This window comes from Bradyrhizobium macuxiense, assembly GCF_001542415.1.
Classification (GTDB): domain Bacteria; phylum Pseudomonadota; class Alphaproteobacteria; order Rhizobiales; family Xanthobacteraceae; genus Bradyrhizobium; species Bradyrhizobium macuxiense.
Genome location: NZ_LNCU01000107.1, coordinates 246,324 through 264,116 on the forward strand (window position 1 = coordinate 246,324; position 17,793 = coordinate 264,116).

The following is a 17,793-nucleotide window of genomic DNA, read 5'->3' on the forward strand; positions in this document are numbered from 1 at the left end:
CTCGGGCAAGCGGCGGGCCTCGGCTCTGCGTGAGTTACCATTGATTGTAGTAGTAGGGGCCGGTCAGCGTGCCGTTGTTGTTGCCTTCAGGACCGACATCGCCCTGCGTCGAGCTCGGTGTCGGATGATTGCTGCCGTTGAAGGAACCGTACCGGCCCGGTTGCGCCGGATAATACATCATCACGTTCGGCTGCCCGGTTTCGTAGCTCGGGCCGCCATAGTATCGCCCGGCTCCATAGTTCCCGTAGGGATAGTAACCCTGAGCGAATGCGCCTGCCGTCGTTGCGAGCAGCGTTGCCGCGGCGAGTGACACGATCTTGATCTTTGTTTGCATTCACGAACTCCTTGCTGGGTATCGCGACCAACGACCCCGGCACAGGAGCGTTCCGGATTTTGCGTTCAACACTGCGATGTGAATGGGCGCCGATATCATTGCGCGGGGGCCGGCGATCTGCATGGCGCGACGAGCAGCCTCACCTGACCTGCATAGCCGCAATGTCCGGAAAAGAAGCCCGCCACTGCGGCGGGCGAGGTCTCAGGGAGGAAGCGCTCACGAAGAACGCCAACAGGCAGTTTCCCCGATTCGAGGGGATCTGCGAAGATCGTATAACTACTGTCATCGGAGCCGGCATTATGCCAATGCTCGCAAGGTGGGAGTGCAGGTGAGCCCGGCCGCGACACGAGTTGCCCGGGAATAGAAATGGGGGATCTTTGATGAGCATGTCCGGAGCGTTTGCGCGTGTCATTGCGGGGATCGGCGCGGTCGCGGTGGCTTGGCGGCGGATGCAGGGCGCGGAGCCCAAGCCTGCCTGGGGCAGCACGCCGCAGATCCCGGCAGCGAAGTCGCAGGGTGCGATCCCGACGCTCAAGATGCCAACGGCGCGGGGCTGGGACCAGGGCCAGAAGCCGACGGCCGCGCCCGGGCTTAAAGTTAACGCATTTGCGGCCGGACTCGATCATCCGCGCTGGATCTACGCGCTGCCCAATGGCGACGTGCTGATCGCGGAGGCGACGCAGATCGCGGGCACTCCGCGCTCGATCTTCCATTATGCGATGCAGGCGACGATGCGGCGCGCCGCGGCGCTCGGCGTCAGCGCCAATCGCATCACCCTGCTGCGCGATCGTGACGGCGACGGCGTCGCCGAGACGCGCGGCGCCTTCATGGAAGGATTGAGCCAGCCGTTCGGCATGGCGCTGGTCGGCGACACCTTCTATGTCGGCAACACCGACGGCGTCGTCGCCTTTCCCTACACCGCGGGCGCGGCTCGCATCACCGCGCAGGGGCGCAAGCTCGTGACCTTCAAGCCCGACGGGCACTGGACCCGGAGCCTGCTGCCCAGTGCCGACGGCAAGAAGCTCTATGCCGGCGTCGGCTCGCTCAGCAACATCGCCGAGGGTGGCTTCGAGGTCGAGCAAGGCCGTGCCGCGATCTATGAACTCGATCTCGCTGCCGGCACCAGCCGCATCTTCGCCGGCGGCCTGCGCAACCCGGTGGGACTGGCCTGGGAGCCGACCACGAATGCGCTCTGGACCGTCGTCAACGAGCGCGACGGCATCGGCGACGAGACGCCGCCGGACTACCTGACCTCGGTGCGCGATGGCGGCTTCTACGGCTGGCCCTATTGCTACTGGGGACAGACCGTGGACGATCGCGTGCCGCAGGATCCGGCGATGGTCGCCAAAGCGATCCAGCCCGACTACGCGCTCGGAGGCCACACCGCGTCGCTCGGCCTGTGCTGGATGCCCAAGGGCACGCTGCCGGGCTTCCCGGACGGCATGGTGATCGGCCAGCACGGCTCGTGGAATCGCTCGACGCTCTCGGGCTACAAGGTGGTGTTCGTGCCGTTCGAGAACGGCCGTCCCTCCGGGCCCCCGCGCGACATCCTGTCGGGCTTCCTCGCGCCCGACGAGAAGGTGTCGTACGGCCGCCCGGTCGGCGTCACGCTCGGCCCGGACGGCTCGCTGCTGGTGGCCGACGACGTCGGCAACGTGATCTGGCGCGTGACCGGCGCGTAGGCGCCGTCGGGGCGCAGCAGCGTCGGAATCGGTTCCCTTTCCCGCTTGCAAGGGGAGGATTAAGGTGGAGGCCGTTCCAGGTTCAACCGGGATGATCGCCGACAGGTTGGGTTGATCAGACCGCGGCCGTTGATGAGTCCGATGTCCGGATCGCAGAAGCGCACGATGCGGTCCTCGGTCTTGAGTTCGGCAATACCGACCAGTGCTTCGATGATGAAGATGAACTCGCCGTTGAGTTTGGTCTCGCCGCCGGAGCGGACACGGCGAGCCCGCGGTTCGGCTGCGGCGGGACCGAATTGGAATTCGCCGAGGCTCGGTTTCTTGATCCAGACCAAGAGTCCTTCAGAACACAATCAATCTCATTTGAGCTTTGAAGGAAATGTCAGGCGACTGAATTAGACGTCGAGCGGTCAGCAATTCGTAGAGCAAAAAGCATGAGTACAGCCGCGAATGCGAACACGACCAATGACGCGGAGCACTGGCACGCGATGCCTTGGCAAGAGGTCGTGAGGCTGCTCGCGACCAGCCGCGAGAAAGGCCTCGATCCGGCCGAGGCGGCAGTTCGACTGCAGAAATGCGGGCCGAACCGTTTGCCTGAAGCCAGGAAACGGGGTCCGTTTGCCAGGCTTTTCACGCAGTTCAACAACATCCTGGTCTATGTGCTGCTCGCCGCGGGGTTCACCAAGCTGATGTTGAACCTCTGGGTCGATGCGGCGATCATCCTTGCCGTGGTCGTGCTCAACGCGCTGCTCGGGTTCATTCAGGAAGGTAAGGCCGAGAAGGCACTGGATTCCATCCGGAACATGCTGTCCGCCGATGCTCGGGCGGTGCGCGGTGGGGAGACCCGCATGATTCCCGCCGAGCAACTGGTTCCGGGCGACATCGTGCTACTGGAGTCCGGCGACAAGATTCCTGCGGATCTGCGTCTCCTGGAGACAAAGAACTTGCGGACCGAAGAAGCGGCCCTCACGGGTGAATCGGTGCCGGCAGAAAAAAGCGCCGACGCGGTGCCGGCGAACGCGACGGTCGGGGATCGCGAAAGCATGGCATTTTCCGGCACCATGGTCGTATCCGGTCGCGCGACCGGATTGGTCGTCGCGACCGGCAATGAGACGGAACTCGGCCGTATCAACCAACTGCTCGCCGACGTCAGTCCGCTCGAGACCCCGCTGCTACGCCAGATCAAGAAATTTGGCTACGCCATCACCGCGGCGATCGGCGTGATCAGTGTGCTGATCTTCGCCTACGGAAAGTGGGTGAAGGGGATCGACTTTGTGGAGCTCTTCCAGGCGGTCGTCGGCATCGCCGTATCGCTTGTCCCGGAAGGATTGCCTGCACTCATTACAATCACCCTGGCCATCGGCGTCCAGCGCATGGCCCGACGCAATGCCATCATCCGGCGATTGCCCGCAGTCGAGACTCTGGGCTCGGTGTCGCGGATCTGCTCGGACAAGACGGGTACGCTGACGCTCATGGAGATGATGGTTGTGTCCGCCGTCACGGCCGGATCGGCATATGAGATCACCGGCGATGGCTATTCTCCGGAAGGGGCAATCAACAAGGACGGACAGCCCGCGGGCAGCGATCCGGTACTCGCGCTGATGGGCCGAGTGTCCCTGCTCTGCAACGACGCGGAGCTGTTCCAGGAGGATGGCACCTGGAAGGTGGAGGGCGATCCCACCGAGGGGGCGCTCTATCCGTTTGCCGCCAAGCTTGGCATGGATCGACAGGCCGAGCAGGCTGCATCTCCGCGTATCGACGCCATTCCGTTCGAATCCGAGCACAAGTTCATGGCGACGCTCCAGAAAGCTGCGAGCGGCGAGCGGGTCCTGCTCGTCAAGGGCGCCCCGGAAGTCATCCTCGAGCACTGCGATCGCCAGCAGACCGCCGATGGCCAGTCGGGCCCGCTCGACCGCGAGCACTTCTTGAAACAATCGGACAGGCTTGCAGCGCGAGGCGAACGTGTGCTGGCGCTCGCGTGGCTACCGAATCCGAAAGTGCAGGCTGGCGGTCTCACCGCGGCCGACCTGCCAAGGACGCTTGTCTTGCTCGGCCTGATCGGCCTGCTGGATCCGCCGCGCAAGGAGGCCATCGAAGCCGTGAAGGAATGCCACGGTGGCGGCATCCGGGTCACCATGATCACCGGTGATCACAAGATCACAGCCGCGGCCATCGCCAAGATGCTAGGGCTTGGCGATGGAAAGACCGCGATCACGGGAGCCGAAATCGAGGGCATGGACACCGCGACGTTGCAGGAACGCGTCCGCGCGGTTGACGTCTTCGCGCGCGCCAGCCCCGAACACAAGCTGCGCCTCGTGAAAGCGATCCAGGCGAATAATCAGATCGTGGCGATGACAGGCGATGGTGTGAATGACGCGCTCTCTCTCAAGAAAGCCGACATCGGGGTCGCGATGGGGATCAAGGGCACCGAGGTCACGAAGGAAGCGGCCGGAATGATCCTGGCCGACGACAACTTCGCCTCGATCTCGGCGGCAGTAAAGGAGGGCCGCACCGTCTACAACAACATCGAGAAGGCCATGCTTTTCCTGCTGCCGACCAACGTCGCGCAGGCACTGGTCATTGCGGTGGCAATCTTTGTCGGGTTCACCATGCCGATCACGGCCCCGCAAGTGCTCTGGGTCAACATGGTAACGTCGGTCGCGCTTGGCCTCGTCATCTCCTTCGAACCACACGAAATCGATGTCATGGACAGGCCCCCGCGCGCAGTAGACCGCCCGATCGTGACCGGCTTCGGGATTTGGCGGATCATCTTTGTCGGCTTGGCGCTCCTAGCATACACCTTGCTGGCATTCTTCTGGATGAAGCAGCAGGGCGCATCAGACGGACTTGCCCGGACGGTAGCCGTCAATGCCATCACGATCGGCCAGGTCTTCTATTTGCTGAATAGCCGCTACCTGCTCGATTCGTCGCTTTCCCTGAAGGCACACATGGGCAACACCTACTTGCCGCTCGGCATCGTTGCCGTCGTCATCCTGCAACTGACTTTCACCTGCGCACCACCGGTCCAGGCGATGTTTGGCAACGAACCTGTCCCGCTTCGGGTGTGGCCCTGGCTCCTAGCGGGCGGCTTGCTGTTCTTCCTCGTCGTGGAGGCGGAGAAGCTCGTCATTCGCTCGTCAGGTTCCTTGCGGAAGGTCGTTGTCGCGGCGGAAGCCGGCGCGTGAACGGCTCGTTTTCTCAAGCGTCCGCGTCCTTCGATCTATTGCCATGCTATGCGCCGCGACCGACGAGATGCGCCGCAGAGCGCCAGGCATGATGCGCGAGTGCCTCAAGGCGCCGTAGAGCATCGACGCGAGCGATTGCTTCGTCCGCGGTCAACTCTCCACTCGCCACCGAGTTGAGCGTCGCACTGCGATGGCTTTTCCTGAGTTCGCCAAGTGTTTTCGCGCACTGTTCCAGTTGGGCAAGGGCTTGTCCGGTGGCTTCTCCCGTCGCCAGGAGTTCCTTCGCCGCGTCGAACGTCCCCTTCGACCTCCCTCCAGGCTCGATTGGGGCAGCGTGACGGGGAGAGGTCGGTAGAGGAGCGGCTTCAGCGGCGAGCGAGGCGGCGCCCCGCATGGCCTCCGCGCACATCTGCGCGGCACGCACATCTTCGGGCCCGTGGGTCGGCGTACCAAATTCGGCTCCGTCGCCCACGGCTTCGGCCAGGCGGGAGGCATGGTCGAGCGCATGCAACGTGCTGGTGAGCCGCACCTGCTCATCCGCGGATTGGGGCGGGCCACTAACCTCCGACATGAATGCTTGAGCCTGGCGCAGGGCATCGGCTGCTTCCGCCACTGATGCCACATTCCTCCCGGGACGCACGGTTGCGCCCGCAATCCCCGCCGCCAACACTTGCGCGAGTGATGCGCACATCGTTCCGAGCGCACGCGCAACCGTGCGCCGTACGGCTTCTTCGGTCGCAATCGGCGTCTCCAGCGCTACCGGATCGAGACACCGCGTAAGAGGCGAGCCGCGTTCAGGAAGAATACGCTCGACAAACCGGGTGAACCCATTGATCACGGGCAGCAGCACCAGGACGCCAACGACGTTGTAGGCCGTGTGATAACCTGCAAGCAGCGTCACGCCATCGATCGTGTTCGAAGCGCGGACGAGCAGAGGAATCGTGACAGGAAAGAGTACCAATGCGATCAGGGCCGCGATCAGCTTGAACAAGATGTATGCGAGAGCCAATCGTTTGGCGGTGCTGCTCGCACCGATTGCAGCCAAGGCGGAACTGGTCGCCGTTCCGATGTTCTGCCCAATGATCAGCGCGCAAGCCTGGTCCAATCCGACGGCGCCCGCATAGTATGCGGTCAGCGTGACCGCGATAGCTGCAGTCGATGATTGCATCGCGGCCGTCATCAGCAGTCCGACTGCGACCAGCGCAAGCACACCGTACAGGCCCGACCACCATGTGGTGCCGAGAACAGCCGGCAGATCGGCCGGATGCAACTGTTCGGCCAGTCCCCCCATGCCCTGCTGCAGAGTCGTCAGTCCGAAGAGCACAAGCGCAAAACCGGCAAGCGCCGCACCCGCTGCGGACACACGTCCACGGCCAAGCAATTTGATCAGCGCACCGACGAAGATCATCGGCAATGCCGCCGCCGTGAGCGAGACGCGCACCCCGATGAGAGCAACGAGCCAGCCGGTTCCTGTCGTGCCGACATTGGCGCCGAATACCAGGGCCAACCCCTGCTGAAATGTCAGCACGCCCGCACTCACGAGACCGATGGTGGTCATTGTGGTTGCGCTCGAGGATTGCACGATCAGCGTGACGACCGCACCCCAGAAGGCACCAGACAGCGAGGTCGCCGCCGCCTTGCTCAGCACCGTCCGCAATCCCGATCCGGCAAGTCCCTTGAGGCCGGCGGTCATGACGCTCATGCCAAGCAGGAACAGACCCACACCGCCAAGGACCGAAATCGTCGTCGACATGCGCTCGCTCCGGGGACATCGACAATCAGGCCGTCAATATAGCGCAGCTGCAACGTCTGGCCAGCCAAGGCGAGAGCGTCGCGGATCGGCTGACGCAGTCGATGTCTTTAGTCGCGGTTGTTTCCGTCGCGGCGCCGACGATGCCGATCATCGAGCGTTCGAGCCACGGGAGTTAAGCGTCTCGCGCAAGTTCCGCCCGGACCGCCGCCAGCTCCTTCTTCTGCTCCGGGCTTACCTTCGGATATGCAAGATCTAGCTTCTCGACGGCCTCCACGACTGCCGCGGCGACGACAAGACGGGTGAACCACCTGTTGTCGGCCGGCACCACGTACCACGGCGCTTGATCCGATGCGGTGGCCGCGATCGCGGCCTCGTACGAGCTCATATAGTCGCGCCAGTACTTGCGCTCGTGCACATCCGACGCAGAGAACTTCCAGTTCTTTTCCGGATTGTCGAGGCGCTTCATGAAGCGCTTCTTCTGCTCGTCGCGCGACAGATGCAGGAAGAACTTGAGGACGACTATGCCCTGCCGGCTAAGGTAATCCTCGAAGCGCGCGATGTCGGCCAGCCGCTCGTCCCAGATCTGCTTGCCCATCAACGACGGAGGCAATCTCTGTCGCTTCAAGATATCCTCGTGAACGCGCACGACGAGAACTTCCTCGTAATAGGAGCGATTGAAGATTCCGATCCGCCCGCGCTCTGGCAGACGCGTGACGTAGCGCCACATGAAGTCATGCGCGAGATCCTCTCGCGAGGGCTGCTTGAACGAAAACACCTGGCAGCCCTGCGGATTCACCCCCGACATCACGTGTTTGATCGTGCTGTCCTTTCCGGCCGCATCCATGGCCTGGAATACGAGCAGCAGCGACCAACGGTCTTGCGCATAGAGCATGTCCTGTTCTTCTGCGAGCCACTGAGTGCCGCGTTGAAGAAGGTCCGCAGCTTCGCCCTTTTCCATCTTCAGACCGCGCGTGTCGCCAGGATCGAAATCCTTCAGCTGAAAGCCCTTGCCGCTCGCAATTCGGAACGGGTGGATGTACTTCTGGATCTGGTCGAGAATCTCTGTCCTCGGCATGGAGTGAACTCCCTTTTGGAGCGGAGACAATCTCGGGCTATCTGCTCAACGATCCGGCCTGACCTGCGCTCCGGCAGCCAGATGAGCCGTTCCTCATCGTATCATGGCGATAGAGTTCCGTGCGGTGCGGCCTGACGGCCGCGGTCCAAGTCATTCCAGCGAGTGCAGTGCAGTGTGCAGGATTCGCGGGCGGCGGGCCGGCATCAGCGCGGCAGGACTTCGCGGATGCTCGCCGCGATCTCGGCGGCGTGCGTTTCCAGTGCGAAGTGCCCGGTATCGAGGAAGCGGACCACCGCGCGCGGATTGTCGCGCTTGAACGCTTCGGCGCCCGGGGGAAGGAAGAACGGATCGTTCTTGCCCCATATCGCCAGGAACGGCGGCTGGTGGGTGCGGAAGTAATTCTGGAAGGCCGGGTAGAGCGCGACGTTGCTCTTGTAGTCGCCGAACAGATCGAGCTGCACGTCGTGCGCGCCGGGACGCGCCATGTAGAAATTGTCGAGGTTCTGGCCGTCCGGCGACACCGTCTCCGGATCGGTCGTGCCGTGGGTGTATTGCCAGCGCGTGGTCTCCGGCGTCAGGAATGCGCGCAGCGCGTCGCGGTTCGCCGGTGACGGATCCTTCCAATAGGCACGGATCGGAGTCCAGCCGTCGCTCAGGCCCTCCTCATAGGCGTTGCCGTTCTGCGAGATGATCGCCGTGATCCGCTCCGGATGCTTCACGGCGAGCCGCAAGCCGGTCGGCGCGCCATAGTCGAACACATAGACCGCGAAGCGGTCGAAGCCGATCACCTCGGTGAAGCGGTCGATCACGCCGGCCATGTTGTCGAAAGTGTAGTTGAACTTGTCGCGCGGCGGCATGTCCGACTGGCCGAAGCCGGGAAGGTCCGGCGCCACGATATGGAAGCGGTCGGCGAGCAGGGGGATGAGATCGCGGAACATGTGCCCGGCGCTCGGGAAGCCGTGCAGCAGCAGCAGCTTTGGTGCGCCTTTCGATCCGGCCTCACGATAGAACACCTTGAAGCCGTCGACGTCGGCGAAGCGATATTTGACCTGGGACATCTGTCACTCCTTGCTGTCGTGATGTGGTGATGAAGTTTCGGAGATTAGAGTTTGACTTGCCGAGCAAGCCCGCTCATTGCTTCGGGCCGCAGATAAAGCAGGAGGGCACAGCACACGGTCGCAAAGCCCAGCAGTGGCACGAACGGGGCGATGGCAGCACCTCCGGTGAACAGCAGCACTGCGAGCAGCGTGCGACGCTGTGTCCATGTCCGAACGCGTTCGGAGATCAGGCTCCGGTCCGCCTGGGCGAGCACCGCGCGCTCGAAGGCAAGATAGGCGAGGTCGATCAGGAGAAAGATCACCGCATAGACTACTACCGGCGCGGCGGCCATGTGCGATCGTGCGACCCAGGCGGTTGCGAAGGGCAGCAGTGAGACCGCGAAGAGGTGGACAAAGTTCAGCCAGATCAGCCGCGGAGTCGGTTGCCGCACCAGATGGAGTAGATGGTGATGATTGACCCAGATTACCGCGATGAACAGATAGCTCGCCGCGTAGCTGATCGCAGTCGGCCACAGCGGCACCAGGTCGGCGAATGCCGAACCCTCGGGCGCCTTCAGCTCCAGCACCATCACGGTGATGATCACCGCGATCACCGCATCGGAAAACGCGCCGAGTCGATCCGCAGACAGACGTTTCTCTTGCATGGCAGCTCTCCTGTGCTCGATTGCGAGAGACTTCAGCGCTGCGATACGCTGCGGACCGCATCCTTGATGATGTCGGTGACCAGCGCCGGCGCCGTCACGATCGGGGTGTGATCGACCGCGTGCGCGCGCACCACAGCCTTCATCCGCGCGGCCATGCTGCGCTGGGTCTCCGGCACGATCATCCGGTCCTCCTCGGCGACCAGGAACCAGGACGGCACGTTCTTCCACAGCGGGCGGCCGACCGGCACGGTGATGCAGGCCGGCGAGATCGGCCGCTGCACCGCTGCGAGCACGGCGAGATCCTCCGGCCGCGCGCATTGCGCAAAGGCCGATGCGAAAGCGGACTCGGGCAGCCAGATCAGCCCGTTGGCATCAGGCGCGAGTTTCGGCGCGAAGGGATGCGGCGGCAGGCGGTAGAACACGTTGGCCACGGTCTCGCCCTCGTCGGGCGCAAGCGCCGTGACATAGACCAGCGCCTTGACGCGCGGCGAGCGGGTCTCGGCGATCACGGCGCCGGCGTAGGCATGTCCGGCCAGCACGATGTTGCCTTCAACGCGATCCAGCACGCGGTTCAACGCCGCGACGTCGTCGGCCAGCGAGGTGAGCGGCAGCGGCGCCGCGACCGCCTTGATGCCGTCGGCATCGAGCGCCGTGATCACCCGCGCCCAGTTCGAGCCGTCGGCCCACGCGCCATGGGCAAGAACCACGCTGACATCCTTGACTGCCATTGTCCGCTCCCTTGTTTCAGGCCAATCGGTTGTAACCTCTAAAACGCCAATTGACAGGTTACGATGCTTATGGCTCACTGCGTGTAACTTGTCAACAGGGTTTAATCAGGTTATTTGCGGCCGGTCCAAAGACACCGTCAGGAGAGCCTCGCCGTGCAATCTCATCCGCCTGCCATCTTCATCGCCGACGCGCTGGGTCTCGATTTCATCAACTCGATCGCGACCCCGGTCGATACGCCGGTCGACTGGATCGCTGACGGCGACGGGCTGTTGCGTTGGCTCGCGCAGGCGAAGCTGGTGCCGTCGGATGTGCTCGACGGGTTCAAGGCACGGGCGAATCCCGGCGAGCTGGACAGGCTCGCCGATCAGGCGCGGTCCTTGCGCGAATGGTTCCGTGGCTTCGTGCGCAAACATATGGGCCGGCCGCTGACGGCGCGGGCGCTGCGCGAGCTCGAGCCGCTCAATCGCCTGCTCGAAGGCGACGAGGCGTTCAGCCGGATCGTCGTGCATCGCCATGACGACAGCGACGGCTTCGTGCTGGAGCGGACCCGGCGCTGGCGCTCGAGCGGATCATTGCTGCTGCCGATCGGCGAAGCGATGGCGAAGGTGGTCTGCGAGGAGAGCTTTGCCGACATCAAGGCGTGTGAGGGACCGGCCTGTACACTGATGTTCGCCGATCACACCAGGGCCCGCGCGCGTCGCTGGTGCAGCATGGCGATCTGCGGCAATCGCGCCAAGCAGGCCGCGCATCGCAACCGGATCAAGGAAAGGGGCTGAGACCGGAGCGTGATCGCAAGAGATCACGCTCGCAACAACGACCAAACCCAACCCACAGGAGTTCAGTGCAATGGCGACGCTTCCCTTGATCGTGTTCGACGTCAACGAGACCCTGCTCGACCTGGAGACTATGGAGCCGGTGTTCGCACGCATCTTCAGCGACAAGAGCGCGATGCGGCTCTGGTTCGCGAATTTCATCATGTACTCGGCGGCGCTCACTGTCGCCGGATGCTACGTGCCCTTCACCGACATCGGCGCGGCCGTGATGAAGATGCTGGCCGATACAAGCGGCATCAGGATCGACGATGCCGAAGGAGCTGACGGAGAAGTTCTCGACCATGCCGCCGCACCGGGAAGTGCCTGCGGCGCTGCGCAAGCTGCGCGCGGCCGGCTTCCGGCTGTTCACGCTGACCGACAACCTGCTCGAGGTGCAGACACGCCAGCTCACCAATGGCGGCATTGTCGACCTGTTCGAGCGCCGCTTTTCTGCCGACGGCGTCAAGCATCACAAGCCGTCGCGCCAGGCCTATGCCTATGTCGAGAAGGAACTCGGCGTTCCCTCTTCGCAGTTCTGCCTGATCGCCTGCCACACCTGGGACACGCTCGGCGCCGTTGCCGCCGGCTGGGAGGCCGCGCTGATCAAGCGTCCCGGCAACGATGTGCTGGGTGTCGGCCCGCAGCCGCAGGTCGTCGGCAACGACCTCAACGACGTCGCCGACCAGTTGATCCGCAGGTACGGCGCCAAAGCCTGACGATTCCCGTGTTCGCGCACCGCGCCGGGAGCGGATCCTGAAGCCCTCCGCGCGATGCTTCTGAAGCGCATAAAACCGGAACGAAATCCAAAACGCTTTTCAATCCATGTCCCTTGAGTGTTCCTCAACCTCCGCGCGGGATGCTCCGCCGCGTCGAGGGGGCCACGAGGAGATCAAGCATGCCGGCCAAGGGACGAACGACCGCGACCAACCCCCAGCCATTGGAGCGCGAAGACATCCTCAATCCGCAGGCCATCAGCACGCTGAGCGCAGGCGCCGTCAGTGCGATGAGCGCGGTCGGCGCCGCCGTCATCAAGAAAAACAAGGCCGCGCTCCGCAAGAACGCCGATTGGTTCTGGCACACGTTCGCAAAGTGCGAGGCCAAGGCCGCGCGCCTCGCGGAGGAGGCCGCGCGCGATCCCGAAGCCTGGGGCGACGCGACCTTCGTCGAGACCTATGCGCGGCAACTGCCGAAGCTGCTGACGGCAGCACTCGAGGCGCACGAGAAGGCGCTCGAGGGGAAGTGATGTCCGCTTTCCGCTCGCGCTGATCGGTCGCCAGGGTTAGGCGTCGCCTCCTGCATCATTCCAGCCTTGTAGGGCGGATTCCACCACGCCCGCACAGAATGGCGGATTGCGCTAGCCGGTCAACCGGTACCGACTGCTGCGGTCTAGAACGACCGCAGCAGTCGGTCCGAGCGGGCGCGCGCCCGGAAGCGTGTGTGACGTTGGTCACGGCGAGGCTGAGCACGAGGAGTCATCGATAGCGCCATGAACGGGTCCGGTCCCGATTGCGGATCGAGGCAAGCCGTCAACCATGGAGCTGATGATGACATCCTCAATTGCGACGCGCGGATCTGACTGCGGCGAACTGGTCCTGGTGCCGACGCACGATCAGCCGGCAGCCACTCTGGTACCTGAACAGGTCAACGACACTGGCGTGCCACAGCGCCAGTTCTGGGAGACCGAGCACACCCGTCCGGATTTCCAGCCCAGCGGCGACGCGGCACCCGAGCTGGTCGCCGCCACCGAGAACTATCTCGGCGAATGTTTGCGTCATCCCTATCTGCCGGTGTCCGAAATCCGCGCCCGGCAATTCGCCCGCATCAAGGAATTGGTCGAGCTCGCCTACCGGGACATCCCGGTCTATCGCGCCAAATACGATGCGGCCGGATTCAAGCCGGAGCATCTGCGCGACTACGATGACATTGGGAAGATCCCGGTCATTACCAAGGCCGAGCTGGTCGCTGCCTTTCCGGATCAGTGCGTCAACAGGAAGTACAAGCCTGAAAACCTGTTTCCGACCCGGTCGTCGGGCTCATCCGGCCAGACGCTGCTGATCCGCGTCGACTACGACGCTGTCATCACCGACACCATCCAGGGCGTCCGCCAGTTCGTGATGCAGAGCGGCGGCAATTATCGCGCGGAGGATCTGCTCGCGCATGTCTACACGGTACCGTGGTGGTTCGATTCGATCGGCGGCGATTATCCGACCGCATTCATCTCCAACCTGATCCCGCCCGCCCGCGTCGCGCAACATCTGCGTTATCTCGGGCCGAAGATCCTGTCGCTGTACCCGTCGAGCCTCGATGCGCTGATGCCGCATGTCGACGAGTTCCGCGCCTCGCTCAATCTGGCAGTGACGCATTCGGAATATTCGTCGCGCGCCGCCCGCCAGGAATGGTCGCGCCAGCTCGGCGTGCCCGTGCTCGACGAGTACTCCTCGGAGGAGGCGACGCGCATCGCGCTCGAGATGCCCGACGGCCGGTATCACGTCTGCGAGGATACCGTGCATCTCGACGTGCTCGATCCCATCACGATGGAGCCGCAGGCTCCGGGTCAATCCGGCATCGCGGTGATTACCAACCTGCTCAACGAGGCGATGCCGTTCATCCGCTATGTGCAGGGCGACTACATCACCCAGCCGGCCAATCCTGTCGCGTCCGACATCAACTGGTCGCAGATCGCCAGCATCGACGGTCGGCTCAACGATGCCTTCATCAACCGCGACGGCCGCAAGGTCCCCGCCGGCAGTATCCTCGACGCGACCTATCGCTGGATGTTCGACTGCAACCTGCATCTGGCGCAATTCGAGATCGTGCAGCGCGGCGTCGATCTCGTCGAGGCGCGGGTCGTGCTCGGCGCAGACACACCGGTCGCGCGGCTCCACGCCTCGGTCGCGCATCTGGAAGACCTGCTCGCGGCAAGTCTCGAGCACCCGGTCCGGGTGCAGGCCCATGCGCTCGAGGTGTTTCCGCCGCGGGCTGGCAAGCGCCGCCCGATCCGCCGCGAGATGGCATAAATCAAACCCGGATCTCTGCCATGAACCAGTCACTGAACCGCATCGCGGCCATGACAGCACGCTGTTATTACATCCTGCGCTCGTCATGGCTCCGGCTGCTGGAGATCATCTATTGGCCGGCGATGCAGATGATGGTGTGGGGCTTTCTCTACACCTATCTCTATAACAGCAGATCGGCGATGGCCTCGACTGCCGGCATGCTGCTCGGCGCCGTCCTGCTCTGGGATGTGCTCTTCCGCGGCCAGCTCGGCTTCACCTTCACCTTCCTGGAGGAGATCTGGTCGCGCAACCTCGCGAACCTGATGATGAGCCCGCTGCAGCCGGCGGAGCTCGCGGCCTCGCTGATGCTGATGAGCCTGATCCGGCTGTTGATCGGCACCATCCCGGTGACGTTGCTGGCGCTGCTGCTGTTCGGCTTCAACGTCTATGCGCTGGGGCCGGCGCTGGTGGTGTTCTTCCTCAACCTGGTGCTGACGAGCTGGGCGATCGGCCTCGTTGTTGCCGGCCTCGTGATCCGCCAGGGCCTCGGTGCCGAAAGCCTCGCCTATTCGATCATGATCGTGTTGCTGCCGCTCTGCTGCGTCTACTACCCGGTGGAAGCGTTGCCCGGCTGGTCGCATCCGGTCGCCTGGTCGCTGGCTCCGACCTACGTGTTCGAGGGTATGCGTGCCGTGCTGCTCGACGGCGTGTTCCGCACCGACCTCGCGATCGAGGGCCTCGCGCTCAATGCCGTCTACCTCACAATCGGCTTCACCACATTCGTCGCCCTGCTGCAGAGCGCCCGCCACAAGGGCGGCCTGCTCACCATGGGCGAGTAAGAGGAGGACTCTGTCATGAGCAGCATCGCGCAATTCATTCCGGGCAAACGGCCGACAGCGACGTCGTCGAGTGCCGCTCCGGCGTGCATCGAGACCGACGACGCGCCGGCGATCGCAGTCGAAAACCTCTGCAAGAAGTACCGCAGCCATTGGGCCGTCGATGACGCGAGCTTCGTCGTGCCGAAGGGCTGGACCGTCGGTTTGCTCGGCGGCAACGGCGCCGGCAAGACCACGACGATCTCCATGATCATGGGGCTGGTGGTCCCGAGCTTCGGCTGCGCCAAGGTGCTCGGCTGCGACATGGCGAAGGAGCGTCATGAGGTCCTGAGCCGGATGAACTTCGAAAGTCCCTATGTCGCGCTGCCGGGGCGTCTCACGGTGCGCCAGAATCTGATGGTATTCGGACGGCTCTACGGCGTGCAAAACCTCAGGGCGCGCATCGAGGAGCTGATAGAGGATTTCGAGCTCGGCGACGTGCTCGATCGCGCCACCGGGCGGCTCTCCGCGGGGCAGAAGACGCGCGTCGCCGTCGCAAAAGCACTGATCAACGATCCCGACGTGCTGCTGCTCGACGAGCCGACGGCATCGCTCGATCCCGATCGCGCCGAGTGGGTGCGCAGCCGGTTGCGCGCCTATCAGCAGCGCCGCGACGCGACCATCCTGCTGTCCTCACACAACATGACGGAGGTCGAGCAGCTCTGTGATTTCGTCGTGATCATGAGCCGCGGCCGTGTCGTCGCGATGGGACGTCCGCGCGAGCTCGCCGAGCGCTTCAAATGCAGGGATCTCGACGAGGTCTTCATCTATCTCGCGAGGGTCGCGTAATGTCCGTCCATCCGAAGAAGCATGTCGAGGACTGCCGGCAGCTATTTGCGATTCGGCGTGAGCGCCGCTCGGACGTGGCCGCGCGCGAATCCCTGCTCGACCAGGCCTTTGGCACCGGCCGCTTCGCCAAGACGTCGGAGCGGTTGCGCGAAGGCCGCGAGCCCGCGCCCGGTCTGGCCTTCGTCGTGCATCTGGCCGGTCGCCTGGTCGGCACGCTGCGGCTATGGTCCGTCATCACCGGCACCGGCCATGCCTGCCTGTTGCTCGGTCCCCTCGCAGTCGCGGCAGATGTCAGAAGTCTCGGAATCGGCGCAGCGCTGATGCGGCAGGCGCTGTCCCGCGCAGGCGCGCTCGGACACCGTGCGATCCTCCTTGTCGGTGACGCCGCCTACTACAGCCGCTTCGGCTTCTCGGCGGACAAGACCGGAGCGCTCCGCATGCCGGGTCCCTGCGAGCGCGACCGGCTGCTCGCCTGCGAGCTCGTACCCGACGCGCTCAGCGGGGCGCGCGGATTGATTGCCGCGATGCCTGCGCCGCCGTCGCGGCTGTCCAGGCTGATCGAACGCGTGACGGATCGTGAGGCGGCGATCGGACAGCCGGCCTGATCCGGGCGAGGTGCGACAAATCACCCCGACGGGCAAAATTCCGCTTCGCGTTTGACCCAACTCAGCGGTCTAATGCCTGCGTCTCACCCGCTTGAGGGGCGCGTCGCGATCGTCACGAGTGTTGCGGTGAGATGCGGTGGACGCCTAGCGTGTGACTGACGAGCACGCGCGCGGCGGACGGCGAAGTCGTGCAGGCCTGACGCCCTAGTTGTGAGCTTTCAGGAGGTTGTCCATCTGGTCTGAACCGAGAAAGCTGAGGTTGCGAAACTTCAGTGTTCCCCGGAGAGACCAGATGAACATCCACAAGAATGCGCCTTTGACGCCGAAAGGTCGAGAGGCGATGGTGCGGAGCGTGATCGAGGGCGGCCTGACGAAGGCCACAGCCGCGCTCCAATTCAATGTGACGGCAAAGACGGTCGCCAAATGGGTCAAGCGCTTCCGCGCATTAGGCGTCGATGGTTTGCGGGATCGTTCCTCGCGGCCTCATTCATTGCCAAGCCAAACCCCGGCAGCCACATGCGCCGCTGTCGAGACGTTCCGCCGGCAGCGCCACACCGGCAAACAGATCGCGCTCGAAGTTGGGGTCTCCGCAGCAACCGTCAGCCGTATCCTGCGCCGACTCGGTTTGAACAGGCTGGCTGCCCTGGAGCCGGCCGAGCCGATCCGGCGCTATGAGCGCCAGCATCCTGGTGAACTGATCCACATAGACATCAAAAAGCTCGGCAAGTTCAATCGGATCGGCCATCGGATCACCGGCGATCGACATGGGTCGAGCAATCTGCGTTCTCGCCGTCAAGGGCCAGGCTGGGAATACGTACATGTCTGCATCGACGATGCGTCACGGATCGCTTTCAGCCAGGTCATGAAGAACGAGCGAAAGGGTTGCGCCATCGCTTTCCTCAAGGCGGCCGTGGCCTACTACGTGAGCCTCGGCGTGAAGGTACAGCGCGTCATGACCGACAACGGCGCGTGCTACAAATCCTTCGCCTTCCTAAGGGCGTGTAAGCGCCTCGGCCTCAAGCACATCCGCACCAGGCCCTATACACCCAAAACCAATGGCAAGGCCGAACGCTTCATTCAAACCAGCCTACGAGAATGGGCCTATGCGCAGGCCTACAACACCTCAGCAGAAAGAGCAGCCGAGTTGCCACGATGGCTTCATTGCTACAACTGGCATCGTCCTCATGGCAGTATCGGCTCAAAGCCACCGATCAGCAGACTCGGATTGACCGGGAACAACCTCTTGAGGCTCCACA

General features: G+C 63.7%; 17 protein-coding genes. 10 read left to right on the forward strand and 7 right to left on the reverse strand.

Going from position 1 to position 17,793, the window contains the following annotated elements; all coding sequences use genetic code 11:
• Positions 1-34 precede the first annotated feature (34 nt).
• Positions 35-334 carry a hypothetical protein gene (locus tag AS156_RS33225; RefSeq protein WP_066513577.1) on the reverse strand — a complete coding sequence of 100 codons (300 nt, stop codon included), beginning with the start codon at positions 332-334 and terminating at the stop codon, positions 35-37.
• A 380-nt stretch (positions 335-714) separates the two neighbouring features.
• On the opposite strand from AS156_RS33225, the gene AS156_RS33230 reads away from it, so the two are divergent.
• Positions 715-2,016 carry a PQQ-dependent sugar dehydrogenase gene (locus AS156_RS33230; protein WP_066513578.1) on the forward strand — a complete coding sequence of 434 codons (1,302 nt, stop codon included), beginning with the start codon at positions 715-717 and terminating at the stop codon, positions 2,014-2,016.
• A 59-nt stretch (positions 2,017-2,075) separates the two neighbouring features.
• Here AS156_RS33230 and AS156_RS33235 read toward each other — a convergent pair whose 3' ends face one another.
• On the reverse strand, positions 2,076-2,351 hold the full coding sequence (locus tag AS156_RS33235) for a hypothetical protein (RefSeq protein WP_066513579.1): 276 nt from the start codon (positions 2,349-2,351) through the stop codon (positions 2,076-2,078).
• 153 nt (positions 2,352-2,504) lie between these two features.
• Between AS156_RS33235 and AS156_RS33240 the strand changes: the two genes are divergently transcribed.
• Positions 2,505-5,201 (forward strand): HAD-IC family P-type ATPase, encoded by a 2,697-nt coding sequence (locus tag AS156_RS33240; RefSeq protein ID WP_283807960.1) that lies wholly within the window; start codon positions 2,505-2,507, stop codon positions 5,199-5,201.
• 46 nt (positions 5,202-5,247) lie between these two features.
• Here the strand turns inward: AS156_RS33240 and AS156_RS33245 are convergent, their stop codons facing one another.
• From AS156_RS33245 to AS156_RS33265, 5 genes are all read right to left on the reverse strand, one after another.
• Positions 5,248-6,954 (reverse strand): Na/Pi cotransporter family protein, encoded by a 1,707-nt coding sequence (locus tag AS156_RS33245; protein WP_066513581.1) that lies wholly within the window; start codon positions 6,952-6,954, stop codon positions 5,248-5,250.
• Between the two features lie 172 nt (positions 6,955-7,126).
• Positions 7,127-8,029 carry a polyphosphate kinase 2 family protein gene (locus AS156_RS33250; RefSeq protein WP_066513582.1) on the reverse strand — a complete coding sequence of 301 codons (903 nt, stop codon included), beginning with the start codon at positions 8,027-8,029 and terminating at the stop codon, positions 7,127-7,129.
• 203 nt (positions 8,030-8,232) lie between these two features.
• Positions 8,233-9,087 (reverse strand): alpha/beta fold hydrolase, encoded by an 855-nt coding sequence (locus AS156_RS33255; protein WP_066513583.1) that lies wholly within the window; start codon positions 9,085-9,087, stop codon positions 8,233-8,235.
• Between the two features lie 44 nt (positions 9,088-9,131).
• Positions 9,132-9,731 carry a TMEM175 family protein gene (locus AS156_RS33260; RefSeq protein ID WP_066513584.1) on the reverse strand — a complete coding sequence of 200 codons (600 nt, stop codon included), beginning with the start codon at positions 9,729-9,731 and terminating at the stop codon, positions 9,132-9,134.
• A 32-nt stretch (positions 9,732-9,763) separates the two neighbouring features.
• Positions 9,764-10,459, reverse strand: a complete 696-nt coding sequence (locus AS156_RS33265; protein WP_066513585.1) for an alpha/beta fold hydrolase — start codon at positions 10,457-10,459, stop codon at positions 9,764-9,766.
• 153 nt (positions 10,460-10,612) lie between these two features.
• Here AS156_RS33265 and AS156_RS33270 point away from each other — a divergent pair, with 153 nt between their 5' ends.
• From AS156_RS33270 to AS156_RS33305, 8 genes are all read left to right on the forward strand, one after another.
• Positions 10,613-11,236 (forward strand): CGNR zinc finger domain-containing protein, encoded by a 624-nt coding sequence (locus AS156_RS33270; protein WP_066513586.1) that lies wholly within the window; start codon positions 10,613-10,615, stop codon positions 11,234-11,236.
• A gap of 305 nt (positions 11,237-11,541) precedes the next feature.
• Positions 11,542-11,988, forward strand: a complete 447-nt coding sequence (locus tag AS156_RS33275) for an HAD hydrolase-like protein (protein ID WP_201456147.1) — start codon at positions 11,542-11,544, stop codon at positions 11,986-11,988.
• Positions 11,989-12,167: 179 nt separating this feature from the next.
• Positions 12,168-12,515 (forward strand): hypothetical protein, encoded by a 348-nt coding sequence (locus tag AS156_RS33280; RefSeq protein WP_066513587.1) that lies wholly within the window; start codon positions 12,168-12,170, stop codon positions 12,513-12,515.
• Between the two features lie 301 nt (positions 12,516-12,816).
• On the forward strand, positions 12,817-14,289 hold the full coding sequence (locus AS156_RS33285; protein ID WP_136626569.1) for a phenylacetate--CoA ligase family protein: 1,473 nt from the start codon (positions 12,817-12,819) through the stop codon (positions 14,287-14,289).
• A gap of 20 nt (positions 14,290-14,309) precedes the next feature.
• Positions 14,310-15,107 (forward strand): ABC transporter permease, encoded by a 798-nt coding sequence (locus tag AS156_RS33290; protein WP_066513589.1) that lies wholly within the window; start codon positions 14,310-14,312, stop codon positions 15,105-15,107.
• A gap of 15 nt (positions 15,108-15,122) precedes the next feature.
• Positions 15,123-15,932: an ABC transporter ATP-binding protein gene (locus AS156_RS33295; RefSeq protein WP_066513590.1), complete on the forward strand. Its 810-nt coding sequence runs from the start codon at positions 15,123-15,125 to the stop codon at positions 15,930-15,932.
• Entirely contained in the window at positions 15,932-16,537 is a 606-nt protein-coding gene (locus tag AS156_RS33300) for a GNAT family N-acetyltransferase (RefSeq protein ID WP_066513591.1), read from the forward strand. The genes AS156_RS33295 and AS156_RS33300 overlap by 1 nt, the downstream gene beginning before the upstream one ends.
• 292 nt (positions 16,538-16,829) lie before the next feature.
• The coding region (locus AS156_RS33305) for an IS481 family transposase (protein WP_066501212.1) at positions 16,830-17,793 on the forward strand (964 nt) is incomplete at its 3' end.

Bases quoted from the DNA above. Each gene is read 5' to 3' on its own strand.
- AS156_RS33225 (WP_066513577.1), bottom strand. From the start codon at position 334: ATGCAAACAAAGATCAAGATCGTGTCACTCGCCGCGGCAACGCTGCTC.
- AS156_RS33230 (WP_066513578.1), top strand. From the start codon at position 715: ATGAGCATGTCCGGAGCGTTTGCGCGTGTCATTGCGGGGATCGGCGCG.
- AS156_RS33240 (WP_283807960.1), top strand. From the start codon at position 2,505: ATGCCTTGGCAAGAGGTCGTGAGGCTGCTCGCGACCAGCCGCGAGAAA.
- AS156_RS33245 (WP_066513581.1), bottom strand. From the start codon at position 6,954: ATGTCGACGACGATTTCGGTCCTTGGCGGTGTGGGTCTGTTCCTGCTT.
- AS156_RS33250 (WP_066513582.1), bottom strand. From the start codon at position 8,029: ATGCCGAGGACAGAGATTCTCGACCAGATCCAGAAGTACATCCACCCG.
- AS156_RS33255 (WP_066513583.1), bottom strand. From the start codon at position 9,087: ATGTCCCAGGTCAAATATCGCTTCGCCGACGTCGACGGCTTCAAGGTG.
- AS156_RS33260 (WP_066513584.1), bottom strand. From the start codon at position 9,731: ATGCAAGAGAAACGTCTGTCTGCGGATCGACTCGGCGCGTTTTCCGAT.
- AS156_RS33265 (WP_066513585.1), bottom strand. From the start codon at position 10,459: ATGGCAGTCAAGGATGTCAGCGTGGTTCTTGCCCATGGCGCGTGGGCC.
- AS156_RS33275 (WP_201456147.1), top strand. From the start codon at position 11,542: ATGCCGAAGGAGCTGACGGAGAAGTTCTCGACCATGCCGCCGCACCGG.
- AS156_RS33280 (WP_066513587.1), top strand. From the start codon at position 12,168: ATGCCGGCCAAGGGACGAACGACCGCGACCAACCCCCAGCCATTGGAG.
- AS156_RS33285 (WP_136626569.1), top strand. From the start codon at position 12,817: ATGACATCCTCAATTGCGACGCGCGGATCTGACTGCGGCGAACTGGTC.
- AS156_RS33290 (WP_066513589.1), top strand. From the start codon at position 14,310: ATGAACCAGTCACTGAACCGCATCGCGGCCATGACAGCACGCTGTTAT.
- AS156_RS33295 (WP_066513590.1), top strand. From the start codon at position 15,123: ATGAGCAGCATCGCGCAATTCATTCCGGGCAAACGGCCGACAGCGACG.
- AS156_RS33300 (WP_066513591.1), top strand. From the start codon at position 15,932: ATGTCCGTCCATCCGAAGAAGCATGTCGAGGACTGCCGGCAGCTATTT.